This is a genomic window from Enterovibrio norvegicus (assembly GCF_002876705.1).
Lineage (GTDB): Bacteria > Pseudomonadota > Gammaproteobacteria > Enterobacterales > Vibrionaceae > Enterovibrio > Enterovibrio norvegicus_B.
On sequence record NZ_MDAG01000006.1, the window covers coordinates 1 to 14,836 of the forward strand.

Below are 14,836 nucleotides of genomic sequence, written 5' to 3' on the forward strand. Positions count from 1 at the left end.
GCGGCTTGGGCTTGAGCCTCGGCTTCCGCTTTCAGGCGTGCTTCTTCTGCGGCTTGCGCTTGGGCATCAGCTTCCGCTTTCAGGCGGGCGTCTTCGGCTGCTTGCGCTTGTGCCTCAGCTTCCGCTTTTAAGCGAGCGTCTTCGGCGGCTTGAGCTTGAGCCTCGGCTTCTGCTTTCAGGCGCGCTTCTTCGGCGGCCTGCGCTTGGGCATCAGCTTCCGCTTTCAAGCGCGCTTCTTCGGCGGCTTGGGCTTGTGCATCTGCTTCTGCTTTCAGGCGCGCGTCTTCGGCGGCTTGCACTTGGGCATCTGCTTCTGCTTTCATGCGTGCGTCTTCGGCGGCTTGCGCTTGGGCATCTGCTTCTGCTTTCAGGCGCGCGTCTTCGGCGGCTTGCGCTTGAGCCTCAGCGTCTGCTTTCAGGCGGGCGTCTTCTGCGGCTTGGGCCTCAGCGTCCGCTTTCAGGCGCGCTTCTTCGTCGGCTTGCGCTTTTGCTTCTGCCTCAGCGTGAAGACGTGCTTCTTCTTCAGCACGTGCTTGGGCTTCTACCTGTTGCTGTTCTTCTTGGTCATCTTTCTTGCGGCCGAAACCCAGCCAGGACATAAATCCGCGTTTCTTTTTTTCTGCCATTGGCAAATCCTAAAGCATGATTGGTACAATCGGCGCAATACACAGCGAACTGATCAAAAACTGTAAACACTGCGCCTATGAATGCAGTGTGGTAACGAAGCTAAAACACATTCCTTGCAGCGTAACAAACTCGGCGAAAGTGACCGAAGTCCTTTCGTCGTTGACTCGTTAAATAAGGGGAATGCAGAATCGTTACCGAACCGACATATACTAACACCTTCTTGGCGGTCAAAAAATCTATGGTAAGACGTAACCCAAAAAACCCTGCGACGCGCAACACGAGCAGGGGCAGCAATCCATCTGCATCAACAGGTGGCGGATCCGGTTTTGTCCGTATCATCAGTGGCAAATGGCGAGGCCGTAAGCTTCCCGTGAAAAACGTAGAAGGCCTGCGCCCAACCACTGACCGCGTTAAAGAAACCGTCTTTAACTGGTTGGCAGCCGATCTCTATCAAGCAAAGTGCTTGGATGTGTTCGCAGGCAGCGGCGGCCTTGGTCTTGAAGCCTTGTCTCGCCAAGCAGAGCATGTAACCCTCCTAGAACTAGATAAAGGCGCTGCAGACCAAATTAAACTGAATATCAATACGTTGAATGCCGACAATGCCACGGTAGTAAATACTGATGCCTTGAGTTATTTGTCACAGTCAGGGCAGGCTTTTGACGTGGTGTTCATCGATCCGCCGTTTCGCAAAGAGTTACTGTCAGACGTCATTACACGTTTGGAGCAAAATGGCTGGCTAAGTCCTAACGCCATGATTTATATCGAGGCGGAAAAAGAACTTGGCGCTATCGACGTGCCAGTACATTGGGACATGGTTAAGGAAAAACATGCCGGACAAGTCAGCTTCCGGTTGTATCAGAGAGAGGAAGAATGAACGCACTCATCTTATTAGCAAAAGCCGCCATCGGTTTTGTTTGGCTCATATTGTTCACCAATATTGCCTATCCATTTCCCGGCGTTGCCGCGATAGCGCTCTATATCATGACCGCATTCTTATTTTGTATGCACGGTCTTCAAATGCTGATTTTCATCGGTGCGTTTGGCGATAAAGTGAACATGACGCGTTGGGAAAAGTGGTCGATTCTCTTTTTCGGGATTTTCGCACTGCTCGGCATTCGCCAAAAATACATGATTGGTAAGTAAGTACTAACATTCATTTTTCATCAGTGTTTCCCTGATGTTAAAAAGGCCTCTATTGAGGCCTTTTCTATTTCCGCAGTGTATCAATCAACCCACTCAGTGCTGGCATACTCGCGCAGTATTCACCAACAAGGTGCCTGACTGTTCGGTGATTTTTTTACGTCGACGAAGAAACACTAAGACTTCGCTGAACAAAAGATCTTGTTGGCTGCACGTATGAAATCTTGCTGTCGCACCCCATTGCTCGGTCACCCATTGGGTAAGGTCAAGCTCTGACATTGGTTCAGCACTGAGGTGGTTTAGGATTTGGTGAACATGAACAGAAGAAGACATTTGCGCTCCACACGTTATCTGACGGTCTCTACGCGCATGGAATCACATTTATAGAATCAATGAGTTGATGTGGCACAAGCTCAATCAGGTTTCATCATGTGGCGTATTACACTGCCAACACACCTCAAAGCTCCCACCGTTCTCTTCTTGGCAATGTGAACAATGCCAAACCGTTTCACTCTGCACCTCATAGGCTTCAAGCGCTTGGCGTGCTTTGCTTTCTTGTATGGCATCCACCCACAGTGTCACCGCAACAATGTCCGGTGGTAGTTCGCCCGCAGCGCTGGATAGCGATTCACCTTTTAGCATCACTTCAATGCCTTGAGATCCCAGCATGCCTTTTAAACTATGTGCTTCCAATGCGTTAGCAGCGCTATAAACCTGAACCCATGACATAAGTAATCTTCCTTACAGCGAAAGTACGGAGGCGGTGATAAGCCCTTGCGCACAAAAATAGGTGGTCATAACGAGAAGAACAGACGCTTTAAATGGCCCTTTAAATCGCTCAAATGCCAAGACGGTATCGGACACCATAAACAACAGCGCACCACCAAAGGCATAGGCCGCAGGCTGGGTGCCCGCACTCATCCAAAACTCACCTGCCCCCCATGCCATTTGGGCGATCACGGTAATATAAATACCGACAGGAATGAGCAAAGCACCCAGGTTTGGCAGTAATAGTAAGAAAACAATGATACTGGCAGCACCAATTAAAGAAGGTAACCACCACACCATTGTGCCTTCAAAACTTTGCCAGAACGCAACGCTGTAGATGATATGTGCCACTAAAAAGCTGAGCAAACCGGGAATGAAGCGGTCTTTTGGCAGCATTAAAAACACATCGCCAAACAGTGAGAACAGTAGGCCAGCTAAGATCAGATAGGTATACCCGTTCGGCTCTCCGCCAAAAACGGCAATAAACATCATCAGCGCGATCGTTAATGGCTTAAAAAGATAAAATTGCCAGCGCGGTCCTTTATAGGCGGCATTGATATGCAACAATCCTGAACAACAAACGGCAAACCAACTCAGCATGTTTTCATTCCCTTAAAATCAAGCCAACCAAGTCTAGAGATGACACTAAGAAAGTCCACCGTACACCTCTCAGAAAGCGAACGACACATCAAAAGCCAACATCTGCCACACAAAAAATGGCAGCACATAGATTTTCAATGAATCTCCACATTGAAGACCTCGCTAAAACACACGACATTTCAGTCCGCTTGTGCATCAGACAATAAAAAAGCAGGCCCCTTTAAAAGGCCTGCTTTCACTTGTTTGTATTCAATTTTTAGAACGTGGCTAACTGCCGACAATGTGTCGCCAGTTTTCGATATAGAACCACACGGCGCCTGCTGTGACGGCAAAAATGAGGAAAAATGCCATCCGCCAAATCATTCGATTACTGCGAGGCTGCAATTCTTTTTCGCACTGTTTGCAGGCAGAAACGAACCCGCGCATGTCATCCACTTCGTAGCCATCTTCATGTACAGCTTTGTTTCGGACGGTTGCGACAAACCTAAGTTTCGCAATCACATCATGGGGTAAGCGCTCTTGGCAGCTCGATACCAGCTCATGAAGACCACGGCCTTGCGCGTGGTAATGCTCCTTGAGCAGCCGTTCTAAACGACGACTATTTCTCACTACGACAGCAATATCATCCATGCTGACCTCCTTGGGCGTAGGGTCTCATACCCTTTATACCTTCATTTCATTAGCTTACGTCAATTCGACGGAAATGAGAAAATCCTTTAACTTCGTTTACATTCACTGCAACGACTGACTATATGAGTGCGATTGATCACGAAACCAATTGCACTAAGGTTTGCGCGAGTAGAGTCTGAAGTAGACTCATGCTCGACTTCTTCAGGCCGGAACAGGAGAACACCGTGCCAATTTCTATGATTTTACTCTTAGTTGCGTTGGCCGTGATTTCGACAGTGTATTTTTTCCTGTCATTTCAAAAACACTCTCTCGGCAAAGGTGCAGAAGAGCGCGCCATTGATATCCGCATCTTAGACAAACAGTCTGTTGCGCTGCCTTCTCCAGAGCAGCACGAAGATCCAGAAGAGTATTGGATCTACGTTCAACCTTTGGCTGGCGGCCCTAAGCGCGAATTCCAAGTGGGCGTTCATTATTACCATGCACTTCAGCCGGGTGATTGCGGCACATTAACCTACAGAGGGTTGCAATTCCTGCACTTCGCAAAGCTACAACGCGCAGATTAATGCCACACGGCAACATCACCTTAAAGCGCGGAGACAGACGTTTCCGCGTTTTTTATTTCCGCCTCATCAAGACGCTATTCCGTCTTATGGCACCAACCACGCAGTCCAACGCGATGAAGAGAGTGCTCGGCTCGTCCAATAGGACAACACAAATACCACTAACGTCACTAATGGAATGGTTAACCACGCCATATCAAACGTGCCACCCCATTCCCGAATAGGCCACAAGAAAATCGGATGAATGAGATAAATCCCCAAAGATTGACGGCTTAATGCGACAAGACGTTGCTGGTTCTTTGGTGAAATACGGTCTGCCCAATGTTTGCATAGGCCAAACACCATGGCAGCAATCAGCACAGTGTTGACCGTTTTATATGAAAACCAGCCCGCACTGGTGTATCTACTTTGCAATTCACTTTGACTCAGCGCCATGTATTCCGTAGCGACGAGCGCGAGAAGCCCAGCAAAGAGTAAGCCCTTAATGGGAATGTCATTTCGATGAAGTGCCAACCCCAACAGCAAATACCCACCATAGAGCAGTAAATCTTCCACGATCCCAAAGCTCATCCCCGCCAAACGAAACGTACAGAGCGCGATCCAAACGCCTAGCAAGGTATTAAAATAACGAGGGTCTTGGTGCTGGGCAGCAGGCCTAAGCAACGGAATAACGAAATACAACGGCAGAAAATAGTAGAAAAAACCCAGGTGATAGTAGGTTTCTTGATATGGAAAGGCCGTTAAGCGCTGTACCGTTTCCGCCCAGTTTATATTTTGCAATGAAACAGCAGCCAATAGCCCATAAAACAAGGACCACACGACAAATGGCACAAAGACTTTCATCACGCGTCGACGAACGAAGTAAGACGCGGAAAAAGCCCGAGTGTCCGATAACATTAATGCACCTGTGATCATAATAAACACAGGCACAGCCCATCGACTTGCACCATTGATCAACACCGCAGATATCCAATCAGAATCAGGGATTTGTCCTAACAAGTGACGATAAGGACCAAGGACATGGATGGCGATAACGGCGATGGCTGCTACAACGCGTAGCAGTTCAACGTAAAAGATTTTTTTCTGCATGATGGCAATGTAGCGCGAGTGACGCTCACCTTCCTCCTACGCATTTAAAAGTGCGCACACTATTAAGACTTTCTGTACATATTCTTTGCAAAACTATAGCCCAAGCGTTAGCGCTCATTTGCTTCATATTGCTGACCAATTAATCAATAACAGCGTTTAGTCTTGAGAAATGGCTTGTTCATGCCCTTGCATGCTGTGGGAAGCCAAACAAACCCCTTTTTTCCCGTTTTTCTCGACGCAGCCGAGTAATTCTGAGGCTTACAGCCTCCTCTCCGTTATTCTGTTTGCCATTTTATGTATGGCTATCTTCTTCGCATTGGGTATTTCAGAGTATGTCGACGTGTCTGGTATCAATCTTCAATTGCGGACAATAGTTTGAATAGTGAAAGACCGATTTTCTCGCTGTGACTTCATAGCAACTTGTTGAGTAACTAAACGAGAAGCAGCGGAAAAATACGTCAAACAGTCGGCCTATGCCGACTGTTTTCTTTTATTGATTGCCAACTCAATGCCACAAACGCAGGGCAGAAATGGCGACACATGATATGCTAAATAAAAACCCCAACGGGATTAGACATGGTAATTGAACACCCTTTTTTATTTACTCGCGAAACTGAGCTTACAGACGCCATGGAAGCGTCTATTGGGCCATTTTGGGCATCGCGTCAGCAGGGACAGTTCATAGGTAAAGACGGACTGCGCTTGCAGTGGTGCGCTTTTACATCGCCTGAGCACACCAAAGCCATTGTTGTGGTAAACGGCCGTATTGAGTGCGCAGAAAAATACCAAGAAATTTTCTATGACCTATTCCAGCAGGGGTACGACGTTTACAGCTACGATCACCGTGGCCAAGGCATCAGCCAACGTTTGGTGACGGGCAGCGATATCGGTCATGTTGTGCAGTTCGAAGACTACGTGGACGATCTCGAGACCTTTGTTGATGATGTGGTGACACAAAAAGTCCACCAGCAACGCATGATTCTGGCGCATTCAATGGGAGGCGCAATCGCCACCTTGTATGCGGCACGTAAACCTGCGGCCATTGATGCATTGGCGCTGAGTGCGCCTATGCTGGGAATTAATCTTTCTCCATTGCTGCGTGTTACCGCAAAGCCACTGTGCCGCGTACTTTCTCAGTTACAGCACCCAGCAGGGTTTGCACCCGGCCAAGTACCGTACTGGGCAAAACCTTTCAAACACAACCTGCTCACCCAATCTGAAGCGCGTTATCAGTGGTTCAGAGAGCTGTATGAAGAACATGAGACAGTGCAGGTTGGCGGCCCAAGTGCGCAGTGGATTTGGCAAAGCATGACCTCTTGCGAGCATGCCGTGAGCCTTGCAAAAGACATCGACATGCCCATTTTAATGATACAAGCGGCCCGCGATGCGATCGTGTGTAACGAGAGCATGTTCCGTTTCTACCGCGACAGACAAGCATCAGGTCAGCCGATTCAATTCCAAATCGTCCCTGACTCTCGCCACGAGCTTTTGTTTGAACGTGATGAAATTCGCGATAAAGCACTGACCTATGTGCTGACCTTCTTCGGCGCCCAACAGCCCGATCAAGAAACCGCGCCTCTCGAACAAACTGCCTAACGGCATTGCCCGCAATCTACTTAGGTACAAGACGGTTATTTCGACTAAACAGGAAAAAATAACCGTCACTTTGATCCCTTTTCTTTATCTCCACCTTGGATACACTGGTTAGGTTAAGAACATCTTCTCTCCTACCGAGGTTTCCATGTACAAAATCGTTGCGTCTGATCTTGACGGCACATTGCTGACACCCGACCACAAAATCGCCCCTTATACTCGCGACGTACTTCAACGTCTGCACAGCAAAGGCGAACACTTTGTTTTTGCGACAGGTCGTCACCACATCGACGTTGCTAGCATCCGTAAAAACGTGGGCATTCCCGCCTTCATGATCACCTCTAACGGCGCACGTGTGCATGATGCTGACGATAACCTCGTATTCAGCCGTAACGTAAACCCAGAGTTGGTGGCTGAACTGATCAAGATGGTGAAAGACGACGAAACCGTCACCATTCATATCTACCGTGAAAACGACTGGTTGCTGAACCGTGTTGATGAAGAGCTGGCAAAATACCACAAAGAATCAGGCTTCAGCTTTACCGAGTTCGACTCAGAAAACCCACCATTAGAAGACGTTGCGAAGGTTTTCTTTATTCGTCACGACCATGACTACCTAACGAATTATGAAAAAACCTTCACAGAGAAATTTGGCGACCAAGTTAGCGTCGCGTTCTCAACGCCATTCTGCTTAGAAGTCATGGCGGCAGGCGTCTCTAAAGGTGAAGCATTGAAAGCCGTTGCAGAATTGAAAGGTTTTAGCCTGGATGATTGTATTGCCTTCGGTGACGGCATGAACGACGTTGAAATGCTCAGTGCGGCGAAGAAAGGTTTGATCATGGAAACCGCCCACCCACGCGTAAAAGCAACGCTACCAGACAACGAAGTGATCGGCAGTCATGCGGATGAAGCCGTTGCACGCTACTTAGAGAAACACCTGCTGAACGTGGAGTAAGACCCGCGCGCGCCGCGCAATTTGACGATTGAACACGCGGTGCAATCTGCATAGAAACGTAGCGTGATTAAAAAGGCAGCCATTCCCCCGCTGCCTTTTTCTTTGTCCGCCCGTTTGTTGCGTCGATAAAGACAGTCTCAGCGGAACAACCTCAACGCCCTTTGCTTTCTGACATGGCGATGATTTCAAGCCACTGACATTCAGTCAGCGGCATAATACTGAGGCGATTGCCGCGCTTTACCAAAGGCATCTCTTCCAATGCAGGGTTGGCTTTGATTCGCGCCAGCGACACGTAATTGAGGTGTTGGCGGTAAGCGACATCCACCATGATCCATCGCGGATTATCTGGCGTACTTTTCGGGTCAAAATAGTGGCTTTCTGGATCAAACTGGAAATGATCGGGATACGCCTCTTTCACCACTTCCGCAATACCAACGACGCCCACATCCTTGCAAGATGAGTGGTAAATAAACGCCTTATCGCCCACTTTCATGCCATCACGCATCATGTTTCGCGCCTGATAATTGCGCACACCTTCCCAGCAAGAGACCTTTTGCTGTTTTAAGGTGTCTATAGAAAAAGTGTCAGGCTCGGTTTTTAGTAGCCAATACGCCATAATTTCCCCGTAAACGATCCATTGATTAATCGGTGACTCACGGTTTTAACCCGTAACGAAAACAAAGAGAAGAGGAATCTCCCTTGTTGACCCAATATCGACAACGTCTCCAACTGCTCGGCAGCCTTTCTATGATCAGCGTGCTGTCAGCCTGTAGCTTATCGCCTTCTGAACCTGTTGAACTGGGTAATTCCGACCAGCTCGAGCAAGCGGCACAAACGTCGCCTTCCCATGTCGCCGCCACGCCACAGCGCTTTATGTTGCGCGGCAATGTCACGCTAGGCCATGAAGTCAGCGCCATTTCTCCCTGTGGCAGCAAAAACCAATATTGGCTTGAACTGGACGCGAACCTCGCCCAAAAAGGCACCATGATGACACCAAGCCCTTACGCCAGTATTTATGGTGAAATGATTGGTGAATTCGTTCAACCCGCCTCTGACGGCTTCGCTGCCGACTACCCAGCGGTGTTTAAAGTCAGTCAATTAAACCTGATTTCTGCTGAAATTGATGGCTGCAAGCAAGCGCGAAACAACACTGTCGCCGCCGGCAATGAGCCATCATGGTCAGTGTCTATTGAAGGTAATACACTCAACTTCAACCCAATTGGCGGCACACCAGAACGCTTCACCTTGTCAGATCGCTCGCTCACGCCAACCACCCGCACCTACACCGCAAATGGTGCGACCTTGACGTTGGATGCCAAGATCTGCAACGACACCATGAGCGACAGCCTGTATGGCTGGTCAGCAACGTTCAATAGAAACGGAAAGACCTATAAGGGCTGCGCAACCTTATCTGCGGATGACCCAACACACACTTGGGTGGGCAACTATCAAGGCGTAACACGTCTTGGCAGTACCTCGCTGAGCACCACCCTAACGTTAAATACTGATCACTCAGCAAAAACCACCTACCAAGAAGCGGGTGAATCTCCTATCGAGGAAACGGGCGTTTGGCAGCAAGTGAATGATCGCGAAGCCCATGTGATGATGACTCGTCATCAAGGCCGTTTTTTGGTCAGCGAGCGCGTGTTTACTCGCAATGGTTTTTCATTGCACGCGGACAGCGAGGTGGTCAATGGTCGAAAATACAGCCTTGGCAAAGAAGGTTTGAGTCTCTCTTTGATGGTCGGCAACCATGCAGAAGCCAGCAATGCGCCCGCCAAAAATGGGATTAACGGCTCTGCGACACCAAATTCGAAGGTCGATGCGGCGTTAAAAGCCTACTTGGGCGATGCACTCGATAACATCGACCCCACAACGTATCGCTGGCTGGCACAAGATCTGAACCAAGACGGACAAGACGAATTGCTCGTGATGACCGATTGGTGTGGCAGTGGCGGTTGTACCTTACTGGTGTTCGCCAACAACAAGGGGGACTGGCAGTTCAACAGCCGCGTCACGCTGGTGCACTTGCCATTCCAAATGAGCAATATCACCAGCCAAGGTTGGCACAACCTGATCATGCCAGTGGGCGGCGGTGGCGCGAAACCTGCCACCCATGTGCTCGAGTTTAACGGCCAACGCTATCCTGGTAACCCTTCCATAGCACCAGAAGTCAGCAAGCCAGATAGCGCCGACATCTACTTATTTGCTGACGGTATTTACCCTGCGCAGCAAGGCGTAACGTTACAATAAATGCCCCGTGAGCCGCCAAAGACCCAAGGTTGATGGCGGCATGCTCATGTTAAGCATCAGCCTGACCATAGACCGAGGAACACATGGCGCCATCTTCTGATTCCCCCTCATCACCCAATCCCGCAGGCACGCCCTTATCGGCAAAACCTGCACCGTGCTCAGGCTGTGGCTTTCACTACAACTGCCTGTGTGACGCAGTGCCAAGGCTCGATAGCCAAATGCGTATTGAACTATTAATGCACGAAACAGAAACCGAGCGCGCCACCAACACAGGGCAATTGCTTGAAGCATGCTTGCCTCACTGTCGCCGCCATGTTTGGCAGCGAAAAGATCCGCCTATCGAATTGCTCACACTGTTGGCCGATCCTGCCGCAGAGCCCGTCTTGGTCTTTTTAAGCGACGATGCCCTGCCGCTCGAGCAGATCACAGCGCGACGCTGCTCTAAGCCAGAAGCCAAACCTATTCATTTCATTATTCTGGATGCCACATGGCAGCAGGCGAAGAAAATGCGTAATAAGAGCCCTTGGCTGCAAGACATTCCCACCGTAGTGCTACCCTCGGGTTTGGTGACGGAATATAGCCTACGACGCAACCAACCCGACGGCGCTTTGTGCACCTGCGAGGTGGGTATCGTTTTGATGAAGGCGATGGGCGAGCAAGAAAATGCAGAGAAAGTAGACCAATACTTTCATCGATTTATGGATACGTTCGAGGCTGACAGACAACACAAATCCGTGCGGTAATAGGTGGTCTGACGCTTGCCTTTGTGCTGGTCTGACCTTAATGTTAGTAGATAGTGTCTGCAAAAAGGAAATGCACACATGGGCGTGGTATCAATGGCAAGTATGGTTCCTGTTGAACAGCAAATCACAGCGTTAGAAACGCAGTTTGCAACCCTGTTCGAGCACAGTAACGTGAATCCTGACGTGGCGTATGAAGATCGTATTAATGACCTTAATCAGCTGCAAAAAGCACTAAAATGCCACTATAAAGCGCTTGTTGATGCCTTATCGCAGGATTATGGCCACCGCAGTGACACAGACACGCTGATTGCAGATATTCTGCCGTGCTTCCAGATGCTGCGCTACACCAAGCGCAAGCTCAAACGTTGGATGCGCCCATCATCTCGCTCAACGGGTTTGCTGCTCACCCCCGCGTCGGTGAAAGTGCATTATCAGCCCCTTGGCGTCGTGGGCATTGTTGTGCCGTGGAATTTCCCGGTGACCCTCAGCATTATTCCACTGATGACAGCCCTTGCCGCGGGCAACCGCGTGATGCTCAAACTCAGCGAATTCACACCCAACACCAATCTCGTCATCAAAGCCATGCTCGGCGACGCATTCCCAACGGAACAAGTGTGCGTGGTAGATGGTGAAGCGGCCGTTGCCAGCGCCTTCTGTAAATTGCCGTTCGATCACCTGCTCTTTACCGGCTCAACGGAAGTGGGCAAAAAAGTGATGGAGGCAGCGTCAGCAAACCTTACGCCTGTCACGCTTGAACTCGGCGGTAAATCACCCGTTATCGTGGCACCAGACATCGACCCAGCCCTTGCGGCTGATCGCATGCTGTTTGGTAAAAACCTCAATGCCGGACAAATCTGCGTCGCGCCAGATTTCGTGTTTGTTCCCGAAGACTCGCTCGAGCCTTTTGTTGAAGCGCTGCGCGCAAAGTGGCAAGCGGCATACCCCAAAGGCATTAACAGCAAAGACAGAACCGCCATCATTAACGATCACCAGTTTTCCCGCCTTGAATCTTTGATTGAAACTTCAAAGGAGAGCGGCGCAACCGTCATCCACCTTGCTGAACCTGCCATCGACCGTGGCACGCGAAAAATGGCACTGCATCTTGTCATTAATCCACCAGCAGACAGTGCCGTGATGCAGCAAGAAATCTTCGGCCCAATTTTGCCGATCATTACCTACAAAGATGTGCACGACGTAGTTAGCACCTTGCACCGCCAGCCTCGCCCTCTCGCGCTGTATGTGATGACGTTTGATAAAGATTTTCAGCAACACGTAATCAAACATACCCATTCAGGATCACTGGCCATCAATGACACCGTGGTACATGTCGCTGTGGACGATGCGCCCTTCGGTGGCGTTGGCGCATCGGGCATGGGCAGCTATTACGGCATTGAAGGGTTTCGCACCTTCAGCCATGCCAAAACCGTCTTCACACGTGGGAAAATAAACCCTGGTAAGTTGCTCACGCCACCGTATGGCAAGTGGTGGCAAAAGCTGATGCTGAAGACTTTTTTACGCTAATCAGAAACGAAAAAGGCGCAAATTGCGCCTTTTTGCTCACTCTTTTCGGGCATCCCCGAGATGAAGCTACTTCACGCCATGCCCCACGGCGGCAGACCACACTTGATACCACTGTTCTCTTGTCAGTCGGATATCTCGCGCGTTAACCAAAGGGCGAATGTTCTCAATCTTGCCAGAGCCGGTAATGATTTGCGGCTGACTTGGCAGGGTTAGCACCCAAGCATAAATAAGCTCAGCCAACGAAGACACACCAACCTCTTCCATTAAACCGCTTAAGCCCTGCGTCAGCCTTTGGGTGACGGCATCCGTCGTATCAAACAAACGTCCGCCGCCCAAGCAAGACCAAATCATAGGACGAATGCGGTGCTGATAGCATTGGTCGAGCAGACCATTGTCCAGCGCGCTGGTTTCAAACGGCGACAACTCAATTTGGTTCGTGATGAGCGGTTCATCCAAAGTACTTTGTAGCAAAGAAAACTGCGCGGTATTGAAGTTCGACACACCAAACTGCTTCACTTTTCCCTGTGCTTTTAGCGTATTGAATGCATCGTTTACGGCATCAACATCCATCAGATAATCAGGGCGGTGCAGCAATAATGTATCAACATAGTCCGTCCCGAGCGCCTTCAATGAGTGATCGACTGACGCAAGGATGGTCGCTTTGCTTGAGTCATAGTGGTTCACTGACGTCGCATCAAGTGGGCTGTCACCCACGCCACGAATACCGCACTTGGTGATGATATTGATGTTGTCTCGAAGGTTTGGAGAGAGGGACAATGCTTGCCCAAATGCCGCTTCACTGCGATACACATAGGCGTGGTCGAAGTCTTTCAGACCGATGTCGACGAGCTGCTCAATAAATTGATTTAACGCTTGGGTAGAATATCCCCATGCATTAGTTCGCCAAAAACCCGCAATAATTGATGCGTTCTCATCTGTCGTGTTTGCACTCATTGAACAGTTCCCTAAACTTGCACAAGTCTCGAGAGATTAACGGTTTCCTGAACATCCGCAACAAAAGCAAAGCATTGCGTGCGTCATGTCCCTCATTGACGCAAAAAGCCATGACACGTCATGGCTTTAGAGCATCGAGCATCAGTGATGCAAATCTTGAAGAGACCGCGTTAAACGTGTTGACCTGCAACCCAACCAGAGCTCCACGCCCATTGGAAGTTATAACCGCCTAACCAGCCTGATACGTCCATCACTTCACCGACAAAATACAGGCCAGCGATATTTTTCGTTTCCATGGTTTTCGAAGATAGCTCGTCTGTGTCTACGCCGCCCAAGGTCACTTCCGCGGTGCGGTAGCCTTCTGTGCCATTCGGCGCGATGTTCCAATCATGGAAGTAATCAGACAGCGATTGAATGTCTTTCAGGTTGAGCTGCTTAAGTGGCTTATCTTCAATATCTCCACGTGTAATCAAGGCTTCGATCAAACGCTTTGGCAGCAAACGGGATAAGCTGTTTTTCAGGCTTTGCGCAGGGTGCTTGTCGCGCATGGCGTTGAGCGTGTCAGCCAAATCCAAATCAGGCAGCAGGTTCACGGCGACTTTCTCGCCTGGGTTCCAATATGAGCTGATTTGCAATACCACAGGGCCAGACAAACCTCTGTGAGTGAAAAGCAGGTTTTCTTTAAAGGTGATACCACTGTCAGAGGTGATCACCACAGGAATCGCGATACCGGATAAATCAGAGAACGCTGCTTTGTCTTTATCATGCAGCGTGAAAGGCACCAGACCAGCGGTGGTTGGAATGCGTTTCAGGCCAAACTGCTCTGCGATGTGGTAACCAAACGGGGTCGCACCCAGCTTAGGCATCGACAAGCCACCTGTCGCCACCACCAGCGATTGGCAGGTAATCGTGTCGGTATCTAACTTCAAGATGAAGCCATCTTCTGTTTTTTCGATGTCATGAACATCACAGCGATAGCGTTGCTCTACATTCGGAAGATCGCATTCTTTTAGCAGCATTTCGACGATGTCTTTTGCTGAATCGATGCAAAATAGCTGACCATGCTCGCGCTCTTCCCATGCGATACCGTGTTCGTTCACCATGGAGAAGAAATCCCACTGGCTGTATTGCGCCAACGCGGATTTAGCGAAGTGCGGATTGCGACAAACAAAGTTGGCCGAGGTGACATCATAGTTGGTGAAATTGCAGCGACCGCCCCCGGAAATCAGGATTTTACGTCCGGGCTTTTTGCCGTTATCGACCACCAATACCGAGCGACCACGCTTTCCAGCCTGCGCAGCACACATAAGGCCCGCAGCACCTGCACCAATGATCACGACATCAACTTGCTTCATTTTTACGCTCTTCGCTTTGCATGACAAAAGGCAGGGAGTTCCACCGTT

Annotated in this window: 16 protein-coding genes and 1 pseudogene; 8 read left to right on the forward strand and 9 right to left on the reverse strand. The window is 49.6% G+C overall.

All coding sequences use genetic code 11. The annotated features are described in order from the left end of the window. Nucleotides 1-626, reverse strand: a pseudogene (locus BCT27_RS02865) (signal recognition particle-docking protein FtsY); the annotation flags it as partial. Nucleotides 627-865: 239 nt separating this feature from the next. Here BCT27_RS02865 and rsmD point away from each other — a divergent pair. Further along, the gene (gene rsmD, locus BCT27_RS02870) at nt 866-1,501 is read left to right on the forward strand and encodes a 16S rRNA (guanine(966)-N(2))-methyltransferase RsmD (RefSeq protein ID WP_102394981.1); all 636 of its coding nucleotides are present in this window, start codon (nt 866-868) and stop codon (nt 1,499-1,501) included. After that, nucleotides 1,498-1,770: a DUF1145 domain-containing protein gene (locus tag BCT27_RS02875; RefSeq protein ID WP_017009477.1), complete on the forward strand. Its 273-nt coding sequence runs from the start codon at nt 1,498-1,500 to the stop codon at nt 1,768-1,770. The genes rsmD and BCT27_RS02875 overlap by 4 nt, the downstream gene beginning before the upstream one ends. 93 nt (nt 1,771-1,863) lie before the next feature. Here BCT27_RS02875 and BCT27_RS02880 read toward each other — a convergent pair whose 3' ends face one another. From BCT27_RS02880 to BCT27_RS02895, 4 genes are all read right to left on the reverse strand, one after another. Continuing rightward, nucleotides 1,864-2,100 (reverse strand): YecH family metal-binding protein, encoded by a 237-nt coding sequence (locus BCT27_RS02880; RefSeq protein WP_102317647.1) that lies wholly within the window; start codon nt 2,098-2,100, stop codon nt 1,864-1,866. 84 nt (nt 2,101-2,184) lie between these two features. After that, a complete protein-coding gene (locus BCT27_RS02885) occupies nt 2,185-2,496 on the reverse strand; it encodes a putative signal transducing protein (RefSeq protein WP_102394982.1) in 312 nt (103 codons plus the stop codon). Nucleotides 2,497-2,508: 12 nt separating this feature from the next. Next, a complete protein-coding gene (locus tag BCT27_RS02890) occupies nt 2,509-3,135 on the reverse strand; it encodes a lysoplasmalogenase (protein ID WP_102317649.1) in 627 nt (208 codons plus the stop codon). 267 nt (nt 3,136-3,402) lie between these two features. Next, nucleotides 3,403-3,765 (reverse strand): hypothetical protein, encoded by a 363-nt coding sequence (locus BCT27_RS02895; RefSeq protein WP_017009473.1) that lies wholly within the window; start codon nt 3,763-3,765, stop codon nt 3,403-3,405. A 224-nt stretch (nt 3,766-3,989) separates the two neighbouring features. Here BCT27_RS02895 and BCT27_RS02900 point away from each other — a divergent pair, with 224 nt between their 5' ends. Then, entirely contained in the window at nt 3,990-4,328 is a 339-nt protein-coding gene (locus BCT27_RS02900; RefSeq protein ID WP_198597500.1) for a DUF2500 domain-containing protein, read from the forward strand. 84 nt (nt 4,329-4,412) lie between these two features. Here BCT27_RS02900 and BCT27_RS02905 read toward each other — a convergent pair whose 3' ends face one another. Beyond that, nucleotides 4,413-5,414 (reverse strand): acyltransferase, encoded by a 1,002-nt coding sequence (locus BCT27_RS02905; RefSeq protein ID WP_102394983.1) that lies wholly within the window; start codon nt 5,412-5,414, stop codon nt 4,413-4,415. A gap of 576 nt (nt 5,415-5,990) precedes the next feature. On the opposite strand from BCT27_RS02905, the gene BCT27_RS02910 reads away from it, so the two are divergent. Together BCT27_RS02910 and BCT27_RS02915 are read left to right on the forward strand one after the other, a co-directional pair. Next, entirely contained in the window at nt 5,991-7,010 is a 1,020-nt protein-coding gene (locus tag BCT27_RS02910; protein WP_102391271.1) for an alpha/beta fold hydrolase, read from the forward strand. Between the two features lie 145 nt (nt 7,011-7,155). Further along, nucleotides 7,156-7,962, forward strand: a complete 807-nt coding sequence (locus BCT27_RS02915; protein WP_102258818.1) for a Cof-type HAD-IIB family hydrolase — start codon at nt 7,156-7,158, stop codon at nt 7,960-7,962. A 151-nt stretch (nt 7,963-8,113) separates the two neighbouring features. On the opposite strand, the gene BCT27_RS02920 is transcribed toward BCT27_RS02915, so the two are convergent. Next, the gene (locus BCT27_RS02920; RefSeq protein ID WP_102317653.1) at nt 8,114-8,578 is read right to left on the reverse strand and encodes an EVE domain-containing protein; all 465 of its coding nucleotides are present in this window, start codon (nt 8,576-8,578) and stop codon (nt 8,114-8,116) included. Between the two features lie 83 nt (nt 8,579-8,661). On the opposite strand from BCT27_RS02920, the gene BCT27_RS02925 reads away from it, so the two are divergent. The 3 genes from BCT27_RS02925 (at nt 8,662) to BCT27_RS02935 (ending at nt 12,479) form a co-directional block, all read left to right on the forward strand. Further along, the gene (locus BCT27_RS02925) at nt 8,662-10,215 is read left to right on the forward strand and encodes a COG3650 family protein (protein WP_102394984.1); all 1,554 of its coding nucleotides are present in this window, start codon (nt 8,662-8,664) and stop codon (nt 10,213-10,215) included. Nucleotides 10,216-10,298: 83 nt separating this feature from the next. After that, entirely contained in the window at nt 10,299-10,958 is a 660-nt protein-coding gene (locus tag BCT27_RS02930; protein WP_102394985.1) for a tRNA-uridine aminocarboxypropyltransferase, read from the forward strand. A 78-nt stretch (nt 10,959-11,036) separates the two neighbouring features. Further along, a complete protein-coding gene (locus BCT27_RS02935; protein ID WP_102394986.1) occupies nt 11,037-12,479 on the forward strand; it encodes a coniferyl aldehyde dehydrogenase in 1,443 nt (480 codons plus the stop codon). Between the two features lie 66 nt (nt 12,480-12,545). On the opposite strand, the gene BCT27_RS02940 is transcribed toward BCT27_RS02935, so the two are convergent. Both BCT27_RS02940 and BCT27_RS02945 read right to left on the reverse strand, forming a co-directional pair. Next, the gene (locus BCT27_RS02940; RefSeq protein WP_102394987.1) at nt 12,546-13,433 is read right to left on the reverse strand and encodes an aldo/keto reductase; all 888 of its coding nucleotides are present in this window, start codon (nt 13,431-13,433) and stop codon (nt 12,546-12,548) included. A gap of 170 nt (nt 13,434-13,603) precedes the next feature. Continuing rightward, nucleotides 13,604-14,788, reverse strand: a complete 1,185-nt coding sequence (locus tag BCT27_RS02945; RefSeq protein WP_102394988.1) for a BaiN/RdsA family NAD(P)/FAD-dependent oxidoreductase — start codon at nt 14,786-14,788, stop codon at nt 13,604-13,606. Between the last annotated feature and the right edge of the window lie 48 nt (nt 14,789-14,836).

What these genes read in the sequence shown, in the direction of transcription:
- BCT27_RS02930 (WP_102394985.1), top strand. Translation starts at nt 10,299, where the DNA reads ATGGCGCCATCTTCTGATTCCCCCTCATCACCCAATCCCGCAGGCACG.
- BCT27_RS02915 (WP_102258818.1), top strand. Translation starts at nt 7,156, where the DNA reads ATGTACAAAATCGTTGCGTCTGATCTTGACGGCACATTGCTGACACCC.
- BCT27_RS02885 (WP_102394982.1), bottom strand. Translation starts at nt 2,496, where the DNA reads ATGTCATGGGTTCAGGTTTATAGCGCTGCTAACGCATTGGAAGCACAT.
- BCT27_RS02910 (WP_102391271.1), top strand. Translation starts at nt 5,991, where the DNA reads ATGGTAATTGAACACCCTTTTTTATTTACTCGCGAAACTGAGCTTACA.
- BCT27_RS02905 (WP_102394983.1), bottom strand. Translation starts at nt 5,414, where the DNA reads ATGCAGAAAAAAATCTTTTACGTTGAACTGCTACGCGTTGTAGCAGCC.
- BCT27_RS02895 (WP_017009473.1), bottom strand. Translation starts at nt 3,765, where the DNA reads ATGGATGATATTGCTGTCGTAGTGAGAAATAGTCGTCGTTTAGAACGG.
- BCT27_RS02945 (WP_102394988.1), bottom strand. Translation starts at nt 14,788, where the DNA reads ATGAAGCAAGTTGATGTCGTGATCATTGGTGCAGGTGCTGCGGGCCTT.
- BCT27_RS02920 (WP_102317653.1), bottom strand. Translation starts at nt 8,578, where the DNA reads ATGGCGTATTGGCTACTAAAAACCGAGCCTGACACTTTTTCTATAGAC.
- BCT27_RS02935 (WP_102394986.1), top strand. Translation starts at nt 11,037, where the DNA reads ATGGGCGTGGTATCAATGGCAAGTATGGTTCCTGTTGAACAGCAAATC.
- rsmD (WP_102394981.1), top strand. Translation starts at nt 866, where the DNA reads ATGGTAAGACGTAACCCAAAAAACCCTGCGACGCGCAACACGAGCAGG.
- BCT27_RS02875 (WP_017009477.1), top strand. Translation starts at nt 1,498, where the DNA reads ATGAACGCACTCATCTTATTAGCAAAAGCCGCCATCGGTTTTGTTTGG.
- BCT27_RS02890 (WP_102317649.1), bottom strand. Translation starts at nt 3,135, where the DNA reads ATGCTGAGTTGGTTTGCCGTTTGTTGTTCAGGATTGTTGCATATCAAT.
- BCT27_RS02940 (WP_102394987.1), bottom strand. Translation starts at nt 13,433, where the DNA reads ATGAGTGCAAACACGACAGATGAGAACGCATCAATTATTGCGGGTTTT.
- BCT27_RS02880 (WP_102317647.1), bottom strand. Translation starts at nt 2,100, where the DNA reads ATGTCTTCTTCTGTTCATGTTCACCAAATCCTAAACCACCTCAGTGCT.